Annotated in this window: 18 protein-coding genes; 13 read left to right on the top strand and 5 right to left on the bottom strand. The window is 47.5% G+C overall.

What is annotated here, in order from left to right; all coding sequences use genetic code 11:
- Nucleotides 1-7 precede the first annotated feature (7 nt).
- The 9 genes from AFL22_RS19695 to AFL22_RS19655 all read left to right on the top strand — a co-directional run bounded on the left by AFL22_RS19695 (nucleotide 8) and on the right by AFL22_RS19655 (nucleotide 4763).
- The gene (locus AFL22_RS19695) at nucleotides 8-580 is read left to right on the top strand and encodes a hypothetical protein (RefSeq protein WP_052271999.1); all 573 of its coding nucleotides are present in this window, start codon (nucleotides 8-10) and stop codon (nucleotides 578-580) included.
- 51 nt (nucleotides 581-631) lie between these two features.
- Complete coding sequence (locus AFL22_RS19690; RefSeq protein WP_052271998.1) at nucleotides 632-1066, top strand: hypothetical protein; 435 nt, start codon at nucleotides 632-634, stop codon at nucleotides 1064-1066.
- A gap of 4 nt (nucleotides 1067-1070) precedes the next feature.
- A complete protein-coding gene (locus AFL22_RS19685) occupies nucleotides 1071-1406 on the top strand; it encodes a hypothetical protein (protein WP_052271997.1) in 336 nt (111 codons plus the stop codon).
- Between the two features lie 23 nt (nucleotides 1407-1429).
- A complete protein-coding gene (locus tag AFL22_RS19680) occupies nucleotides 1430-1675 on the top strand; it encodes a hypothetical protein (RefSeq protein ID WP_052271996.1) in 246 nt (81 codons plus the stop codon).
- A gap of 531 nt (nucleotides 1676-2206) precedes the next feature.
- Nucleotides 2207-2965 (top strand): site-specific integrase, encoded by a 759-nt coding sequence (locus tag AFL22_RS19675; protein ID WP_072123960.1) that lies wholly within the window; start codon nucleotides 2207-2209, stop codon nucleotides 2963-2965.
- A gap of 120 nt (nucleotides 2966-3085) precedes the next feature.
- Nucleotides 3086-3751 (top strand): division plane positioning ATPase MipZ, encoded by a 666-nt coding sequence (locus tag AFL22_RS19670; RefSeq protein ID WP_052271995.1) that lies wholly within the window; start codon nucleotides 3086-3088, stop codon nucleotides 3749-3751.
- 37 nt (nucleotides 3752-3788) lie between these two features.
- Nucleotides 3789-4109 (top strand): hypothetical protein, encoded by a 321-nt coding sequence (locus AFL22_RS19665; RefSeq protein WP_052271994.1) that lies wholly within the window; start codon nucleotides 3789-3791, stop codon nucleotides 4107-4109.
- A gap of 38 nt (nucleotides 4110-4147) precedes the next feature.
- The gene (locus AFL22_RS19660; protein ID WP_052271993.1) at nucleotides 4148-4504 is read left to right on the top strand and encodes a hypothetical protein; all 357 of its coding nucleotides are present in this window, start codon (nucleotides 4148-4150) and stop codon (nucleotides 4502-4504) included.
- Nucleotides 4491-4763, top strand: a complete 273-nt coding sequence (locus tag AFL22_RS19655; protein WP_052271992.1) for a hypothetical protein — start codon at nucleotides 4491-4493, stop codon at nucleotides 4761-4763. The genes AFL22_RS19660 and AFL22_RS19655 overlap by 14 nt, the downstream gene beginning before the upstream one ends.
- A 345-nt stretch (nucleotides 4764-5108) precedes the next feature.
- Here the strand turns inward: AFL22_RS19655 and AFL22_RS19650 are convergent, their stop codons facing one another.
- From AFL22_RS19650 to AFL22_RS24115, 5 genes are read right to left on the bottom strand one after another with little or no spacing between them, the layout of a single operon-like run.
- Complete coding sequence (locus AFL22_RS19650; protein WP_052271991.1) at nucleotides 5109-5639, bottom strand: phospholipase D family protein; 531 nt, start codon at nucleotides 5637-5639, stop codon at nucleotides 5109-5111.
- Between the two features lies 1 nt (nucleotide 5640).
- Entirely contained in the window at nucleotides 5641-6132 is a 492-nt protein-coding gene (locus AFL22_RS19645; protein ID WP_052271990.1) for a hypothetical protein, read from the bottom strand.
- A gap of 43 nt (nucleotides 6133-6175) precedes the next feature.
- Entirely contained in the window at nucleotides 6176-6877 is a 702-nt protein-coding gene (gene stbB, locus AFL22_RS19640) for a StbB family protein (protein ID WP_052271989.1), read from the bottom strand.
- Between the two features lie 9 nt (nucleotides 6878-6886).
- Nucleotides 6887-7378, bottom strand: a complete 492-nt coding sequence (locus AFL22_RS19635) for a hypothetical protein (protein ID WP_156311604.1) — start codon at nucleotides 7376-7378, stop codon at nucleotides 6887-6889.
- Nucleotides 7379-7434: 56 nt separating this feature from the next.
- Nucleotides 7435-7650 carry a hypothetical protein gene (locus AFL22_RS24115; protein ID WP_156311603.1) on the bottom strand — a complete coding sequence of 72 codons (216 nt, stop codon included), beginning with the start codon at nucleotides 7648-7650 and terminating at the stop codon, nucleotides 7435-7437.
- Nucleotides 7651-7740: 90 nt separating this feature from the next.
- On the opposite strand from AFL22_RS24115, the gene AFL22_RS19630 reads away from it, so the two are divergent.
- The 4 genes from AFL22_RS19630 to AFL22_RS19605 all read left to right on the top strand — a co-directional run bounded on the left by AFL22_RS19630 (nucleotide 7741) and on the right by AFL22_RS19605 (nucleotide 11797).
- Nucleotides 7741-8091 (top strand): ribbon-helix-helix domain-containing protein, encoded by a 351-nt coding sequence (locus tag AFL22_RS19630; RefSeq protein ID WP_052271987.1) that lies wholly within the window; start codon nucleotides 7741-7743, stop codon nucleotides 8089-8091.
- Complete coding sequence (locus AFL22_RS24110) at nucleotides 8081-9976, top strand: relaxase/mobilization nuclease domain-containing protein (protein ID WP_072123958.1); 1896 nt, start codon at nucleotides 8081-8083, stop codon at nucleotides 9974-9976. The genes AFL22_RS19630 and AFL22_RS24110 overlap by 11 nt, the downstream gene beginning before the upstream one ends.
- A complete protein-coding gene (locus tag AFL22_RS19610) occupies nucleotides 9937-11454 on the top strand; it encodes an LPD7 domain-containing protein (protein ID WP_052271983.1) in 1518 nt (505 codons plus the stop codon). Before AFL22_RS24110 ends, AFL22_RS19610 begins: the two co-directional genes overlap by 40 nt.
- Before the next feature lie 112 nt (nucleotides 11455-11566).
- Nucleotides 11567-11797: a RepB family protein gene (locus AFL22_RS19605; protein WP_052271982.1), complete on the top strand. Its 231-nt coding sequence runs from the start codon at nucleotides 11567-11569 to the stop codon at nucleotides 11795-11797.
- The last annotated feature ends 164 nt before the right edge of the window (nucleotides 11798-11961 follow it).

Here is an 11961-nt window from a genome sequence, read left to right as displayed (position 1 = left end):
GCTTTAAATGTTTGTATGTTACCAGAATATTAATAATGCTACGTCAAACAAAGACCATGTTAAATCGGCTATTAGTGAGACGTGTTTTTCAGCATTGAACGATTATGAAAAAAGTAAAGAATCTGATTTGCTTAATATTGCAGAGGAACACTCCAGAATAGAAATCATCAATTATATTATTGCGATTGTTGAGGATGCAGAAAGACACGGTGATGACCCGTCGAAATTTGTCAGGCTCTTTGACTACCTTTCTGATAAGTTTAAATATTGCTATAAACTCGACTGCGAAAATACCAGCCTGTTGACTTGCTATAAATTTCGTGCTGAAAATAATTTTGATAAATTCAGTATTCCTGTTTCACGTATTAAATATGTTATGCAGCACGATCGCACTATCATCGGCGCGCATTCAGATATCCAGGCGCTATCTCATTCAAGGGTGTCATGCGTAACGGAATCCGGGGATGAGTTTATTATTCATCCGGTCAATGAACTTATGATTTCCTTAAGGTCTGACCTGGTTTACCAGAGTGCTGCAAGCCACTTGAATAAGTTTACGACGACCAGCCGATTAGCGTAACTGATTAAGCTTATCTGGCACCTAAAAGCCATTAATTATCAAGAGGTAGGCATGAAAACAGACACTTCACGCGAATATAAAGCGTATGACAAATACAAGCCAGGTAAGGCGACTAAGCTATTACTGATATTAGTAATATTAATTGTTTTCGCCATTTTCTGGCTTTTCCAGAAAAAAATTAATTATCTGCTTACAGATAACTGGTCATATATTTCTGTCGGCAAACTTGAGAAGATAGAAGAGCATAAAAGCTACTTCGGAAACACGTCAGTAATTTACACTCAAAAAGGAGATAAGATTACTGTAGATGGTACTTATCAGGATTATCATAAGTTTCTAAATGCAAATGAAATTCTTGTCGTTCTGAAAAGACCAGAGTCTGATAAGGGTGTTCCTGCTGATGGTAATAATTTATGGTGTATTTCAAACGAATGCCATTTCCAGGCTGACGGTTCAACAACTTTCTTTCGTTTAAATAAGGATTGACCAGATGCGAACGATAACGACATGCGAACAGCTATTAGTGAACGGGACGGTCAGAGAAAGGGTTGCAACGCATATTGTCACCGGGGCGCACGGCTATGAGACGCTCTGCACAAGCGGCTACAATATCAGTCGTAACGAAGAGGGCATGGTGATTGAAAACTGTGAAAAGCTGGCTGAAGGCGATCTGCCAATCACCTGCCCTACCTGCTTTGTTATCTGGCGTGACGTTCACCAGTTCACGGCTGGCAACTTTGATACGGAGTCGGGGAAAGGAAATTTTGCTGATACCGGCCTCACTGAGATCACGGTAGGTCAGCTTTCCGAGCTGGAAACAGAATAACCGCCGCTTTAAGAGGTGACATTATGCAATGGGGTACTCATCTGTTTACGCTGGCGCTGTTTGCACTGTGCGCCCTGCCATTAATTAAAATGCTCGTAGAATCACTGTCAGACTCAGGATCAGACTCAACCGCCCACAGGGATATATGGGCTAAGCCCGTCCCGGCCTGGCACTTTTACGCCAAGCTTGCAGTTGCTGCTTTGCTGGCGGGGGGGCTTTTGGCTGCGTGGATAATGTTTATGATAGAAACCTTCACGCCTGATCTGTAATGCGCAGAGCCGCCGCCAGGCGGTTTTTTTACGTCCTTCTCCGGGCATTCGGTAAAACGCCCAGTTTACCGAGTTTCCACGACCGGCCCCGCCGTTCAGATTTTCTGACCAACTTTAAATTTCAGCAAAATTTTATAAGTCGCTGTTTTTATTGAAAAGAGGCTGGCGCTCGATGCCGCTGCAGAACGCTGGCCAGCTGCGACCGGCGGCGCTACAGAGGTCTTACTTGTTCAGTAAAACTGAAAGGCTGGTTTTTACCCGTTTGAAAGCCCTCAAACGCTATATATGGTGTCTCGTATAGCTGCCGGTGCTACCATATGTTGTGCCGGGGCGGGTTGATTCATCCTCCGTATATTTCGGGGTTAATTAAACTGTACCCCGTCCCGGCATTCGGTTTTTCCTCTCTGAGTGGAAGTTTCCCCGAACACCTGATCATCTTCAGAGGGGGTTTTTCTCCGCGACTCTTCCGGCCCCCTCCCCTATCATAATGGTACGCCTTAACATATCCGGCAGAGTGTGGAGATAAAAAACTTGAGCAGTTCACCCCCGGAAATTTCGCAGATTTCACACAGTGCAGTCTCGCGCATCGCCACGCCCCGGATTGATTTTGAAATGGCGCTGGCCGTGCGTCAGGTTGCCAGCCGCCAGGCGGAATTGCCGAAGTACCTGCTTGAGCCTGAAATCACGCTGCTGCTTGCGCACGGCTTTCCCGATCTGCGCCGCCGCATGTACTTTGATGTGCTGTGGAATACCGGCGCAAGGCTCAGTGAAGCGCTGGCACTTACGCCTAAAGACGTTCACACAGGCGAACGCTGGCCGTCGCGCCCGTTTGTGTCGCTGGTCACGCTAAAGCAACAGGGGCGGCCCGGACGCCCACCGAAAGACACGCTGCGCGATGTACCGCTGTTTGATGAGGGATTCACGCTGCGGCTGCGAGACTACATAACCACGTTCTGCAAGCACCAGACAAAGCGGCTGTGGGGCATTGGCGACGACACAATCAGAAACTGGCTGAGTGACGCTGTAACGCGCTGTGAAAGTGAGGGGATGGTTTTCTCTGTCCCCGTAACGCCACACACGTTCCGGCACAGCTACGCTATGCACCTGCTTTACTGCGGGGCCGATCCTATGACGCTGAAAACACTGCTGGGACACCGGAATTTCAAATCCACACAGATTTACCTTGAGGCGATGGCGCTGGAAGCGACCGTTGCCGGAACGCGGGCTGTAAGATTTGGTATGAGCCGGGAAGAAGCAGCCACACTGATCCAGAACAGCAAAAAATATTAGTGTATAATGTTACACACTAATTGATTGTCAGCTTTCAAGTGTGTATAACTACCTTATCGGCTGTGTGATAATTTGCACAGCAAACATTGGTGTGTAACGTTATACATTAAAGGTGACAACATGATTATTCTGGTAGGTAGCCACAAAGGCGGCGTCGGGAAATCCACTATCTACATTCATTTGCTGATGTGCCTGATCATCAAAAGCGGCCAGCGCATTGCAGCCCTGGAGTGCGACGACCAGCACAGCATCAAAGACTGGATTGATGACCGCCGCGCCAGCGAGATAACGCCGGATGTGGATTACTATGAGTGCTATCACGATATTCCGGCAATGGCCCGGAAGCTGGATAAGAAATATGACATTGTGCTTCTCGATGCACCCGGACGCCGTTCCCCGGAGTTCAGCAAATGTCTTTCAGTAGCCGATCTGTTTATCTCCCTTGTAGACCCCTCATCGCAGATTGAAATCAATACGCTGGGCCGGATGGTTGCAGATGTGCGGCAGTATCAGGCGTCGGTCAACAAGCAGCTGAAAGCTGTCCTGGTTATGAATAAGTGCGATACCCATCCAGCGGATCAGGATGCAACGAATTTTCGCCGCGATATCGAAGCAGATCAGGAGAACTGGCTGCCGGTTGCGCGTCAGCGTCTCTACCAGCGCAAGCCCTATAAACGAGCATACAACCTGGGGCTTTCCGTACACGAATATAACGATCGTGGCGTAAACACGGCGCGGGGTGAAATTGAACTTCTGCTTAAAGAACTGAATCTTCTGGCTGTGTAATCATTAGTGTATAACGTTATACGCCAAAGGAACCGTTATGAATAAGCGCACCACAAAACTCAAAGTCAGTCCTGCACTGAACAATATTGATGAAACGAAAACCCTTCGCGATCTGGTGAGCGAAACGAGTCACCGTCCCGCTTCCGGCAGTATCGTTACCAGGGTGAATTTTCCGCTGCTCGACGAAGATATCGCGAAGTTTGATGAGTACAGTGAACAATATTTTGCGCTGCGTATCAGCGTACTGCGGGCGGGCCTTATGGCACTGGAGAGAATGAGTGAGGATCATCGGTCTGAACTCATCCGGGAGGCTGAGCTGAACAGGCCAAAACCGGGACGCAAACCGGTAAAGAAATAGTACAGTGTATAACGTTATACAATGATGAAGGGGGCGTTATGAAAGGGAAGATGACGGCGAAAAAAGCGATAATCGGCCTATATGTTCTGCTGGGGTTGTACGGCGTTGGCGCGATGATTGAATTACAGGTCTGGCGTGGTGACGGCGCTTATCCGCTCTGGTTAACCAAGACGCTGGATGTGCCTTTTCAAGTAGATCATGCGCATCTAGGCGATTCGGTGGAGCTGTTCGATAAGGTCTGCGGTAAAGACAGGGGGATGATGGCAATAGCGCAGAAACCGAACGGGTATTTTATGCGTTGCGATGATGGCCTTGTTACACCATTTAAATCGCTCAAGGTTTATCATTTAAAGATGCCAACTCACGATAAAGGGGTTCAGCATGAAAAGTCATGAAGAGTTAGGCAGGGCTTTTTCTAAGGTGAGGTTTTTTGAGGTTACGCAGAGGCTTGCTGATTTCGGCGTGAAAATCGGTGATGACGGTTCACTAGTCAGTCTCAATGGTAGCCGCATTAAAAACCATGCCGCCTACAAAGAATGGATTCACCGGCTCAAGCCCGGCGAACGGTTGCCAAGAGGACGCTTTTTCCGTGGTAAAAGACCCGGACGGCCTCTGATGATTCTTGATGAGTTTCACAGCATGTACCACTTATAAAAAAAAACCACGAACTTCAGGCTGCCTATGCAGCCTTTTTTTATGCCCGGAGGGCATGAAAGCCGCCAGATGCGGGTAAGGGGAACTGCGCCGGTCAGGGGCGGCGAGGCCCGCCGTCAGGCGGTTACGGCCCGGCATACCCTGCTAAACCCAACCCCCTTCCTGCTGAGCCGATCCGGCCCCACACGCCACGCAGCTGCTGCACAGCGCCCGGCCCGCCCGGCTGAGCGGGCTGGGTGACGCGCCAGCGGCACGCAGGGCGTGATTTGTCCGGGTGTTGGGGAAAGGGGACGCCTGCGGCCCCTTGAGCCTACAGGCGCGGTTCTGCGAGGTCTGAAGAGGGATTCAGTAACGAGGTAAAAGAGGTGAAGAGGTGTTATAGATCGCTTTCCAGTAGGCACTAAATTTCTGCGCGGCTTGCCTGTCATCAATGACGACAATGTTTTCAGCATTCTTTTTTGTGGCCGCTGCTGTGTAATTAAAGCTCCCTGTCTGGACTAAAGCGTTATCGATCACCATAAACTTGTTATGCATGGACTGAAAATCGGCATTCAGCCGCACGTTTATTTTGTGGTTCGCCAGGTAGGTAAAAGACGAATACGATTTACTGGCCTGTTCAGCATCACCGACAACGTAAACGTGTACACCTCTTTTCTGCGCCTCAAGTAGTGCCTGCGCAACCGGACGGCTTGTGAAGCTGTATGCGGCCATTAAAATGCTTTTCTGCGCACCGCCGATAACGTCAACGATTACGGATTCTGCATTACCGGGGCTGAAAGCGACCTGAACGGGCGCTGAGGCTACAGCTGATGTGCTGTGAAAAAAACAGGGCGCTCCTGTAAGAAGCGCCAGTGTCAGAGCCATTTTTCGGATCATGTCATCCTCCTTTCTGAGAAAGCACAAAGAGCAGACCCAGCAGACCCGACACAGAAAGAAACGTGACAAATCCCATTACCAGTACAGCAAACCAGCTTTTGCTGTTCGTAAAACCGGCTTCTTTGTTCACCGACTCGATTTTACGGGCCAGCTGGTTAAGCTGAAGGTGTGCATCACGCATACTGTCGGCCACCTCAGCCGTAATGCGGTTTCTGAGATCTATTTTCGCTTCATCGAGCTGCTGATTGATGATGGCCTGATGCCTGATTGCAATTTCCTCATAGCTTTTTTCAGCTTCATCAACGCCAGCGGCAAGTTTTTCAAGGCTGGCACCGAGTTGATCGGGAAGCTGCTCGATGCTGTGCCGTACCTGCGCGAGACTGCCTTTTAACTCTTCGGGAATTGCATTAATTTTTTGCTCAAGTAAGAGCATATCTTCAAGCAAAAGTTTGATATGCACGTCTTTAAGTTCTTCGGATAATGCTTTGCTCATTTCGTCACCTGTAAAAAAGGCAGGTAATACCTGCCTTATTTCATTATGCCAGTTTAAGGTTTTCAAATGCGACATCTAAATCCGCGTTGAAACCGTTCATCAGCATTTTAACGGCCCGCAGATTTGAAAGTTCCTGACGTTCTTCTACTGATGCTGCGCTTCGGATCAGGGTGCGGAAGTCGCGGTCATCTTTATAAACTTCTTTGTATTTCAGGCCGGATTTATGCAAGAGATTAAAGATATTGTTGTTGTATACAATTGCCCGATTTTTTCCGGCAATTTTTTTGCATGTTTTATCAGAAAGAAAAATAGCAAACTGGCGTTCAATATCCGTGTCTTTTTCAGCGAAATTATAAACCACTTTGATTCTTTCTTCCTCAACGCCCATATCTAAAAGGTTGTGAACCGTCGCAATAGAATCACGCTGTTGTTTGTCCTGTACAGTTACCGGAATAAGGAAGTAATCAATTAGATCGTGGCTTCCCTGATATTCATTCATCTGGACAAGAAATTGTTCGATGTTTGATGAGCCAATGTCGATAATGGTGCAATCAACGTCATCAATGCGTTTGATAATCTCGTCGTATTGTTTGGCTGACAACTTTTCTTCGGTTGTACCATCACTGTTAATAGTTTCTACGCGGATGATTTCTGAACCTTCCAGACGAGGCTGTAAGAGCGTTTCACACAGGGTGGTTTTTCCGACATTACCGCTGTGATTCATAACTGCAATTTTAAGGTACATATATAATCCTTATTTACTGTTTAAATAGTTGCTCAGGGTTGAACTCAACCGGGTTGCATTCGGCGCTTTCCACGATTCAATTGTTTCTACTGAAACTCCACCATCAATGGCTCTCTGTGCGACTCTTTCATTCTTGAAACAGACGTTCAGATACTGCTGAAACTCATCCTGTGAAACAGATTTACTTTCTGTTTCTTCATCGTGACCAGTTACCGCACGATCACTGACAATCTTACTTTCTGGTTTAGACACAGCTTTATCGCTGTTTCTTTTATAACCTGCTCGATACAGGATGTTTTTCAGGTATGTAATGTCGATGGCTTTTTCTGCTGGTACGTTTTCGTTGATGCATTCCGTAATCAGCTTGTTACTTATTCCTCTACGTTTGCATGTGATCACCAGCTCCAGGTTCTCATTGAATACATGCTGTTTACTGGCTATTCCAAGAGTGATTGCGTCGGCTAGAGGCTTCAGCGTTTCGGTTATCTCATCTTTGGTCATCTTCAGCTCTCTCCCTTGATGGAAACTGATTATAACCATGTGATCAGCATTGTCACCTAGTTTTTGCTTTCTAATTGCTTTCTAATTGCTTTCTTTTTGCTTACTTTGTGCTTTCTTATTGATATATATGCTTTCTTTGTGCTTACTTTATGCTTTCTTTTTGCATCCTTTTTGCTTACTTTTGCTCTAAACATGAGTGCAGGTATGTTGGTGAGAGGCACGTCACCGATGTTTACAAACTGCTTCGCAGTTCGTAAAATCGTTGGTGCCAAAGGGGGTGCCCCTTTGAAACCCCGCAGGTGCCTGCGGTTAGTAGAGTTGTCGTTGTTGTTGTTGTCATTAACCAGATCAGGGGCGTGAGTATGTCGGAAAAGAAAAATAAATCGCACGCATACAGCTTCCGTCTTACGGATGAGGAAGCCGCGATCTTTGAAGAAAAGATTGCCGCCTCTAACATGAGCAAAAGCGAATTTTTCCGCGAGGTTTTTATTAACTCTAATGTTAATCTCACCGTTAAAGCTGCACCTTCTAAAGATTATCAGAGGCTTTTATTTCTGACTAATAAGGCGAGTAATAACCTTAATCAGCTTGCGCATAGGGTAAATGTTCATCATTTAAATGGTAAAGTATCAGAACGATTATACCGGAAATACCTAAACACCTTAATCAGTATTCGCGATATTTTACTGTCCGGGGTGGATAATGCTGATTAGGTGTAGCGGGTATAATTCTGGCGTTCAGGAATATCTTGAAGAAGGTATCAAGAACGGCAGGGATTTTACGCGCGATGAACTTGATGAGCGTGTTATTCTGGATGGTGATCTTGATGTTACCAGGAAAGTTTATGAAAGCATTCCCGATAAAGGTCAGGAGCGTTACTTAACTTTCACTATGTCTTTTAAAGAAGATGAAGTGAGCAACGAAACGCTGCATAATATTACGCAGGATTTCAAAAAACACCTGATGACGGCTTACAGTAATGATGAGTTTAACTTTTATGCTGAAGCTCACATTCCTAAAATCAAGACAATTGAAGATAAGCGCACCGGGGAGATGATTGATCGTAAGCCGCACATACATATTGTTGTTCCACGAAAAAATATGCTGAGCGGAAATGAAATGAATCCGGTTGGTAAGTATGAAAGTAATGAAAGGTTTTTTGAGGCGTTTCAGGAGCAGGTTAATCAGAAGTATGGGCTGCATTCTCCGCGTGAAAATGTTCGCGTAAACCCCTTATCTGCTGCGGATATACTTTCGCGTTATAAAGGTGACGACTTTCTTCCAAAAAATCGCGCTTTCAAAGAAGATCTTGTACGCAGTGTAATTGATAAAGACATTCGAAATACTGAAGATTTTTATAATCTTGTAGCCAGTCATGGTGAGACGAAAATAAGAAATAAGGGGAAGCAAAACGAGTATATCGCTGTAAAGCTCGATGGCGATGCCAAATTTACTAACCTTAAGGAAACTATTTTCGGCAGGCATTTCATCGAAAATCGGGCGCTGTCAAAACCGCCTCTTGATAAGCGCATCATCGACACTCGTTTAAATGAGTGGGAAACCAGAGCGCGTGAACTTAAATATATATCTAAAGCCGGTGAAAAACTTCGCCATAAATACAAAACCGCTGAACCAGGTGAACGGGTAACACTGCTCAAGTCCTGTGAAACAGCGTTCTATCAGAAATACGGAGGCAACGATGAGCAATCCATACGAAGGCCTGGACGGGCGCGAAATTACGGATCAGGTACTACTGAAACTGGCACCGGAAGAACTGCCGCAGCTGCCGATAGCGTGCAAAACGTGTCCAGCGGCATTGTGGGAGCTGGTGCGCAGCAAAAAAACCGATTCAACCAATCTCAAATGCTACTGTCGTCTGAAGCATCTTTACACCTGGGCGCCGGACGTGGATTCGGAAGTTCTGGATTGCACGGCGCTTTACATGGACGAGGACGAGGACGATCAGCCAGTCAGTCATCCGGCTTCACAGGACAGTTCACCCGCATCCCAGCCCTCAACAGAGATTCCGAATATCCCACCGGCGTACACCATCGACGAGGACGACGACATACCGAATTAAACGCAGCGGCGACACAAGGCCGGTCGGCGTCTTCAGGTCAAAGTATCACCAGGAAAGCCACACTTAAGTTGCGCATTCCTTCTGTTGACACACTGGCAACCCGCCAGGGATTCAAGGTCAGTGAAGGTTTCAGTCGCAGCCCATATCACCGGCCTAACAAGGTGCTTTCGCTAAATGACGTTGAAAGGCGTACAGCATCAGTCATGGGTAAGTATGAAGGTTCTGCCCTTACAAAATCCCGTAAACACCGCCCGCTTAAGGTCGAGTTACCCAGCGCCGCCCAGCTCACCAGACAGGAAAGTTTCAAAATACGGAGAGCGTTTAACAGAAACACGCCGTATCAAGTTTATGCGTCTCGTAACCCTGAAAAACGCACTACGTTGCTCATGGGAAAATTTGTGCCGCTTCCGATGGTTCAGCAGAACGGACGTATTCAACGCGCCAGGCCAGCCCGAAAATCTGCATCTACCGTACCGGCATGGCTGTTAACCAGGCGGCTCAACCCGGCGTCCAGCTGAATGATCTGTATACCAAGCGCGGGCGTAATGGTGCCGTGCATTACATGGATAAAAAAACCGATAAGTCGCTGTTTGTTGACACAGGTGAAGTCATCAAAATGCGCCGCAACGGTATCAGTAAAGAGGCCGTGGGCGTAGCACTTGAGCTGGCTCAAGGCCGTTTCGGCAGTACGCTGAATATCACTGGTAACAGGAAATTTAAAGATCTGGTCATCGAGGCCGCGATTGAAAAAAACATGGACATTCATTTCACAGACAAAGCGATGAATGCACGAATGGCAGAACGCAAACAGGAGCTACAGGAAGATACCGGTGCTGAAATTAGTGGCGCAGAGCAGGGAAGAGACAAAGGTCAGTCACAGCAGGTAGCGGCAGATGAAGGCGCACCGGCAGCGCCGAAGGTTTCACAGGAAGCCACACAGGCGCAGCCTATCATTCTCATGGACAGAGACGGGTATGCATGGACAGGCGCAGATTTCAAATGGCCGACCAGCGAAAACCCGCCGCAGGTATTCCAACCTGAAGAGGCGCTGAAAACTGCCTTTGCGCTAGCAAATCAGTATAAAGACCAGCTTAGCGGGGAAAGCATCGAGATCCATAAATATGACCAGGCGACGGGCGACAGCCAGCGCTTTCTAAATACGAACGCAGCAAGCAGCTGGCAGCAGGCTGACGAAGCGTTTAAGCAGCATACAGGCGTAGATCTCGATAAAGAGCAGTATTTCCAGTGGCGCGACAGCCCGGAAACCGTTACACCGGACACGGTACGACAGACTGCTACCACAGCCAGTACCACGACAACAACGTCAAATGACTCAATCAACTATGGTGTTGAGTTTGATCGTGTAGAGCTGGAAGCGAAAGAAGTTATGCGTGAGTTTGAACAGAACGGCCCCAATGACGCCCTTCAGGAACGCGCTGAACAGCTTATGGATCGTTTTGAATATCTGCGCGCACACTTCCAGCAACATACAGGACGGCATTTCCCGCGCAGCCTGGATCACCGAACTAACGAGCATGTTTCTGAACTTAAAGGTGTGGTCAGCGCCGGTCACGGTGAACCCGGACAGGAACACACGCAGCGCCGTGATTACAGCAGGGCTGAGCAGGTGATTACTGGCCGCCTGATCGAACATGGCCCGGCCCCATACAAGCATGATAAGGAGAATCAGGAGAGCTACTTTGTGCGAGTGGAAACTAATAAAGGCATTAAGGAGCTATGGGGGCAGGGGCTGGAAAATGCTATCCACAGCAGCGGCGCGGAGCCAGGGCAGAACCTTAAGCTTTATGACCTGGGCCAGAAAGAAACGAAAGTGCCTGTTTTGGATAAAAACGGAGACATTGCCAAAGACAACTCCGGCGCGGAAATGTGGAAACCGGCCATCCGTCGCGAGTGGGGCGCTGAAACCGCTGAGCCGGGACAATCCTTAGCGCAGCCGCAGCCGCAGCAGGCGGTTAAGCAAAAAATCCAGCAGTAATAAAATGGCCGGGGAAACCCGGCTTTTATTATTCATTTAACTCAAATCTGCTTACAAAGCGTGTCCAGTTTCGTTATGGTAAATCCATCGTTTCCGCTACTTACCAGCTCTGATGACCAAACCGACGAAAAAAAAACCAAAACCATTAAGCGCAACTGAACGTTCTAAACTCGCTTACCGGCGTAAAAAAGATACGCATAAGTTTGTTCGTCTGATGATCCTGAACGAAACCAGAGATAAGCTGACGCAGCTCGTTGACGGGAAAGGTATGTCGCAGAATGAGTTTTTCGAATATCTGATCAATCGTGAGTATGAGATAGAAAAGGAAAAAACAGGGGGTTGAAGTCGTGCATTTTGCACTATGCTTGATCATTACAGTTTCTGGTGATAGATTTCACCTCTGCGTTTAATAGACGTTACGAATTAGATGGTAAACCACGCCGTAAGGTGGTGAGGTTGGCCGGACGGCCAAAAAAACAAAGCCCCGGAATTCATGTGCAATCTTGG

This window comes from Pantoea sp. CFSAN033090 (assembly GCF_001264395.1).
GTDB classification, from domain to species: Bacteria; Pseudomonadota; Gammaproteobacteria; order Enterobacterales; family Enterobacteriaceae; genus Pantoea; species Pantoea agglomerans.
This window is presented reverse-complemented; position numbering and strand designations above follow the sequence as displayed.

Coding starts and splice junctions, on each gene's coding strand:
- AFL22_RS19690 (WP_052271998.1), top strand. CDS start 632: ATGAAAACAGACACTTCACGCGAATATAAAGCGTATGACAAATACAAG.
- AFL22_RS19655 (WP_052271992.1), top strand. CDS start 4,491: ATGAAAAGTCATGAAGAGTTAGGCAGGGCTTTTTCTAAGGTGAGGTTT.
- AFL22_RS19645 (WP_052271990.1), bottom strand. CDS start 6,132: ATGAGCAAAGCATTATCCGAAGAACTTAAAGACGTGCATATCAAACTT.
- AFL22_RS24110 (WP_072123958.1), top strand. CDS start 8,081: ATGCTGATTAGGTGTAGCGGGTATAATTCTGGCGTTCAGGAATATCTT.
- AFL22_RS19680 (WP_052271996.1), top strand. CDS start 1,430: ATGCAATGGGGTACTCATCTGTTTACGCTGGCGCTGTTTGCACTGTGC.
- AFL22_RS19685 (WP_052271997.1), top strand. CDS start 1,071: ATGCGAACGATAACGACATGCGAACAGCTATTAGTGAACGGGACGGTC.
- AFL22_RS19610 (WP_052271983.1), top strand. CDS start 9,937: ATGGCTGTTAACCAGGCGGCTCAACCCGGCGTCCAGCTGAATGATCTG.
- AFL22_RS19605 (WP_052271982.1), top strand. CDS start 11,567: ATGACCAAACCGACGAAAAAAAAACCAAAACCATTAAGCGCAACTGAA.
- AFL22_RS19635 (WP_156311604.1), bottom strand. CDS start 7,378: ATGACCAAAGATGAGATAACCGAAACGCTGAAGCCTCTAGCCGACGCA.
- AFL22_RS19670 (WP_052271995.1), top strand. CDS start 3,086: ATGATTATTCTGGTAGGTAGCCACAAAGGCGGCGTCGGGAAATCCACT.
- AFL22_RS19665 (WP_052271994.1), top strand. CDS start 3,789: ATGAATAAGCGCACCACAAAACTCAAAGTCAGTCCTGCACTGAACAAT.
- AFL22_RS19630 (WP_052271987.1), top strand. CDS start 7,741: ATGTCGGAAAAGAAAAATAAATCGCACGCATACAGCTTCCGTCTTACG.
- AFL22_RS19660 (WP_052271993.1), top strand. CDS start 4,148: ATGAAAGGGAAGATGACGGCGAAAAAAGCGATAATCGGCCTATATGTT.
- AFL22_RS19650 (WP_052271991.1), bottom strand. CDS start 5,639: ATGATCCGAAAAATGGCTCTGACACTGGCGCTTCTTACAGGAGCGCCC.
- AFL22_RS19695 (WP_052271999.1), top strand. CDS start 8: ATGTTTGTATGTTACCAGAATATTAATAATGCTACGTCAAACAAAGAC.
- stbB (WP_052271989.1), bottom strand. CDS start 6,877: ATGTACCTTAAAATTGCAGTTATGAATCACAGCGGTAATGTCGGAAAA.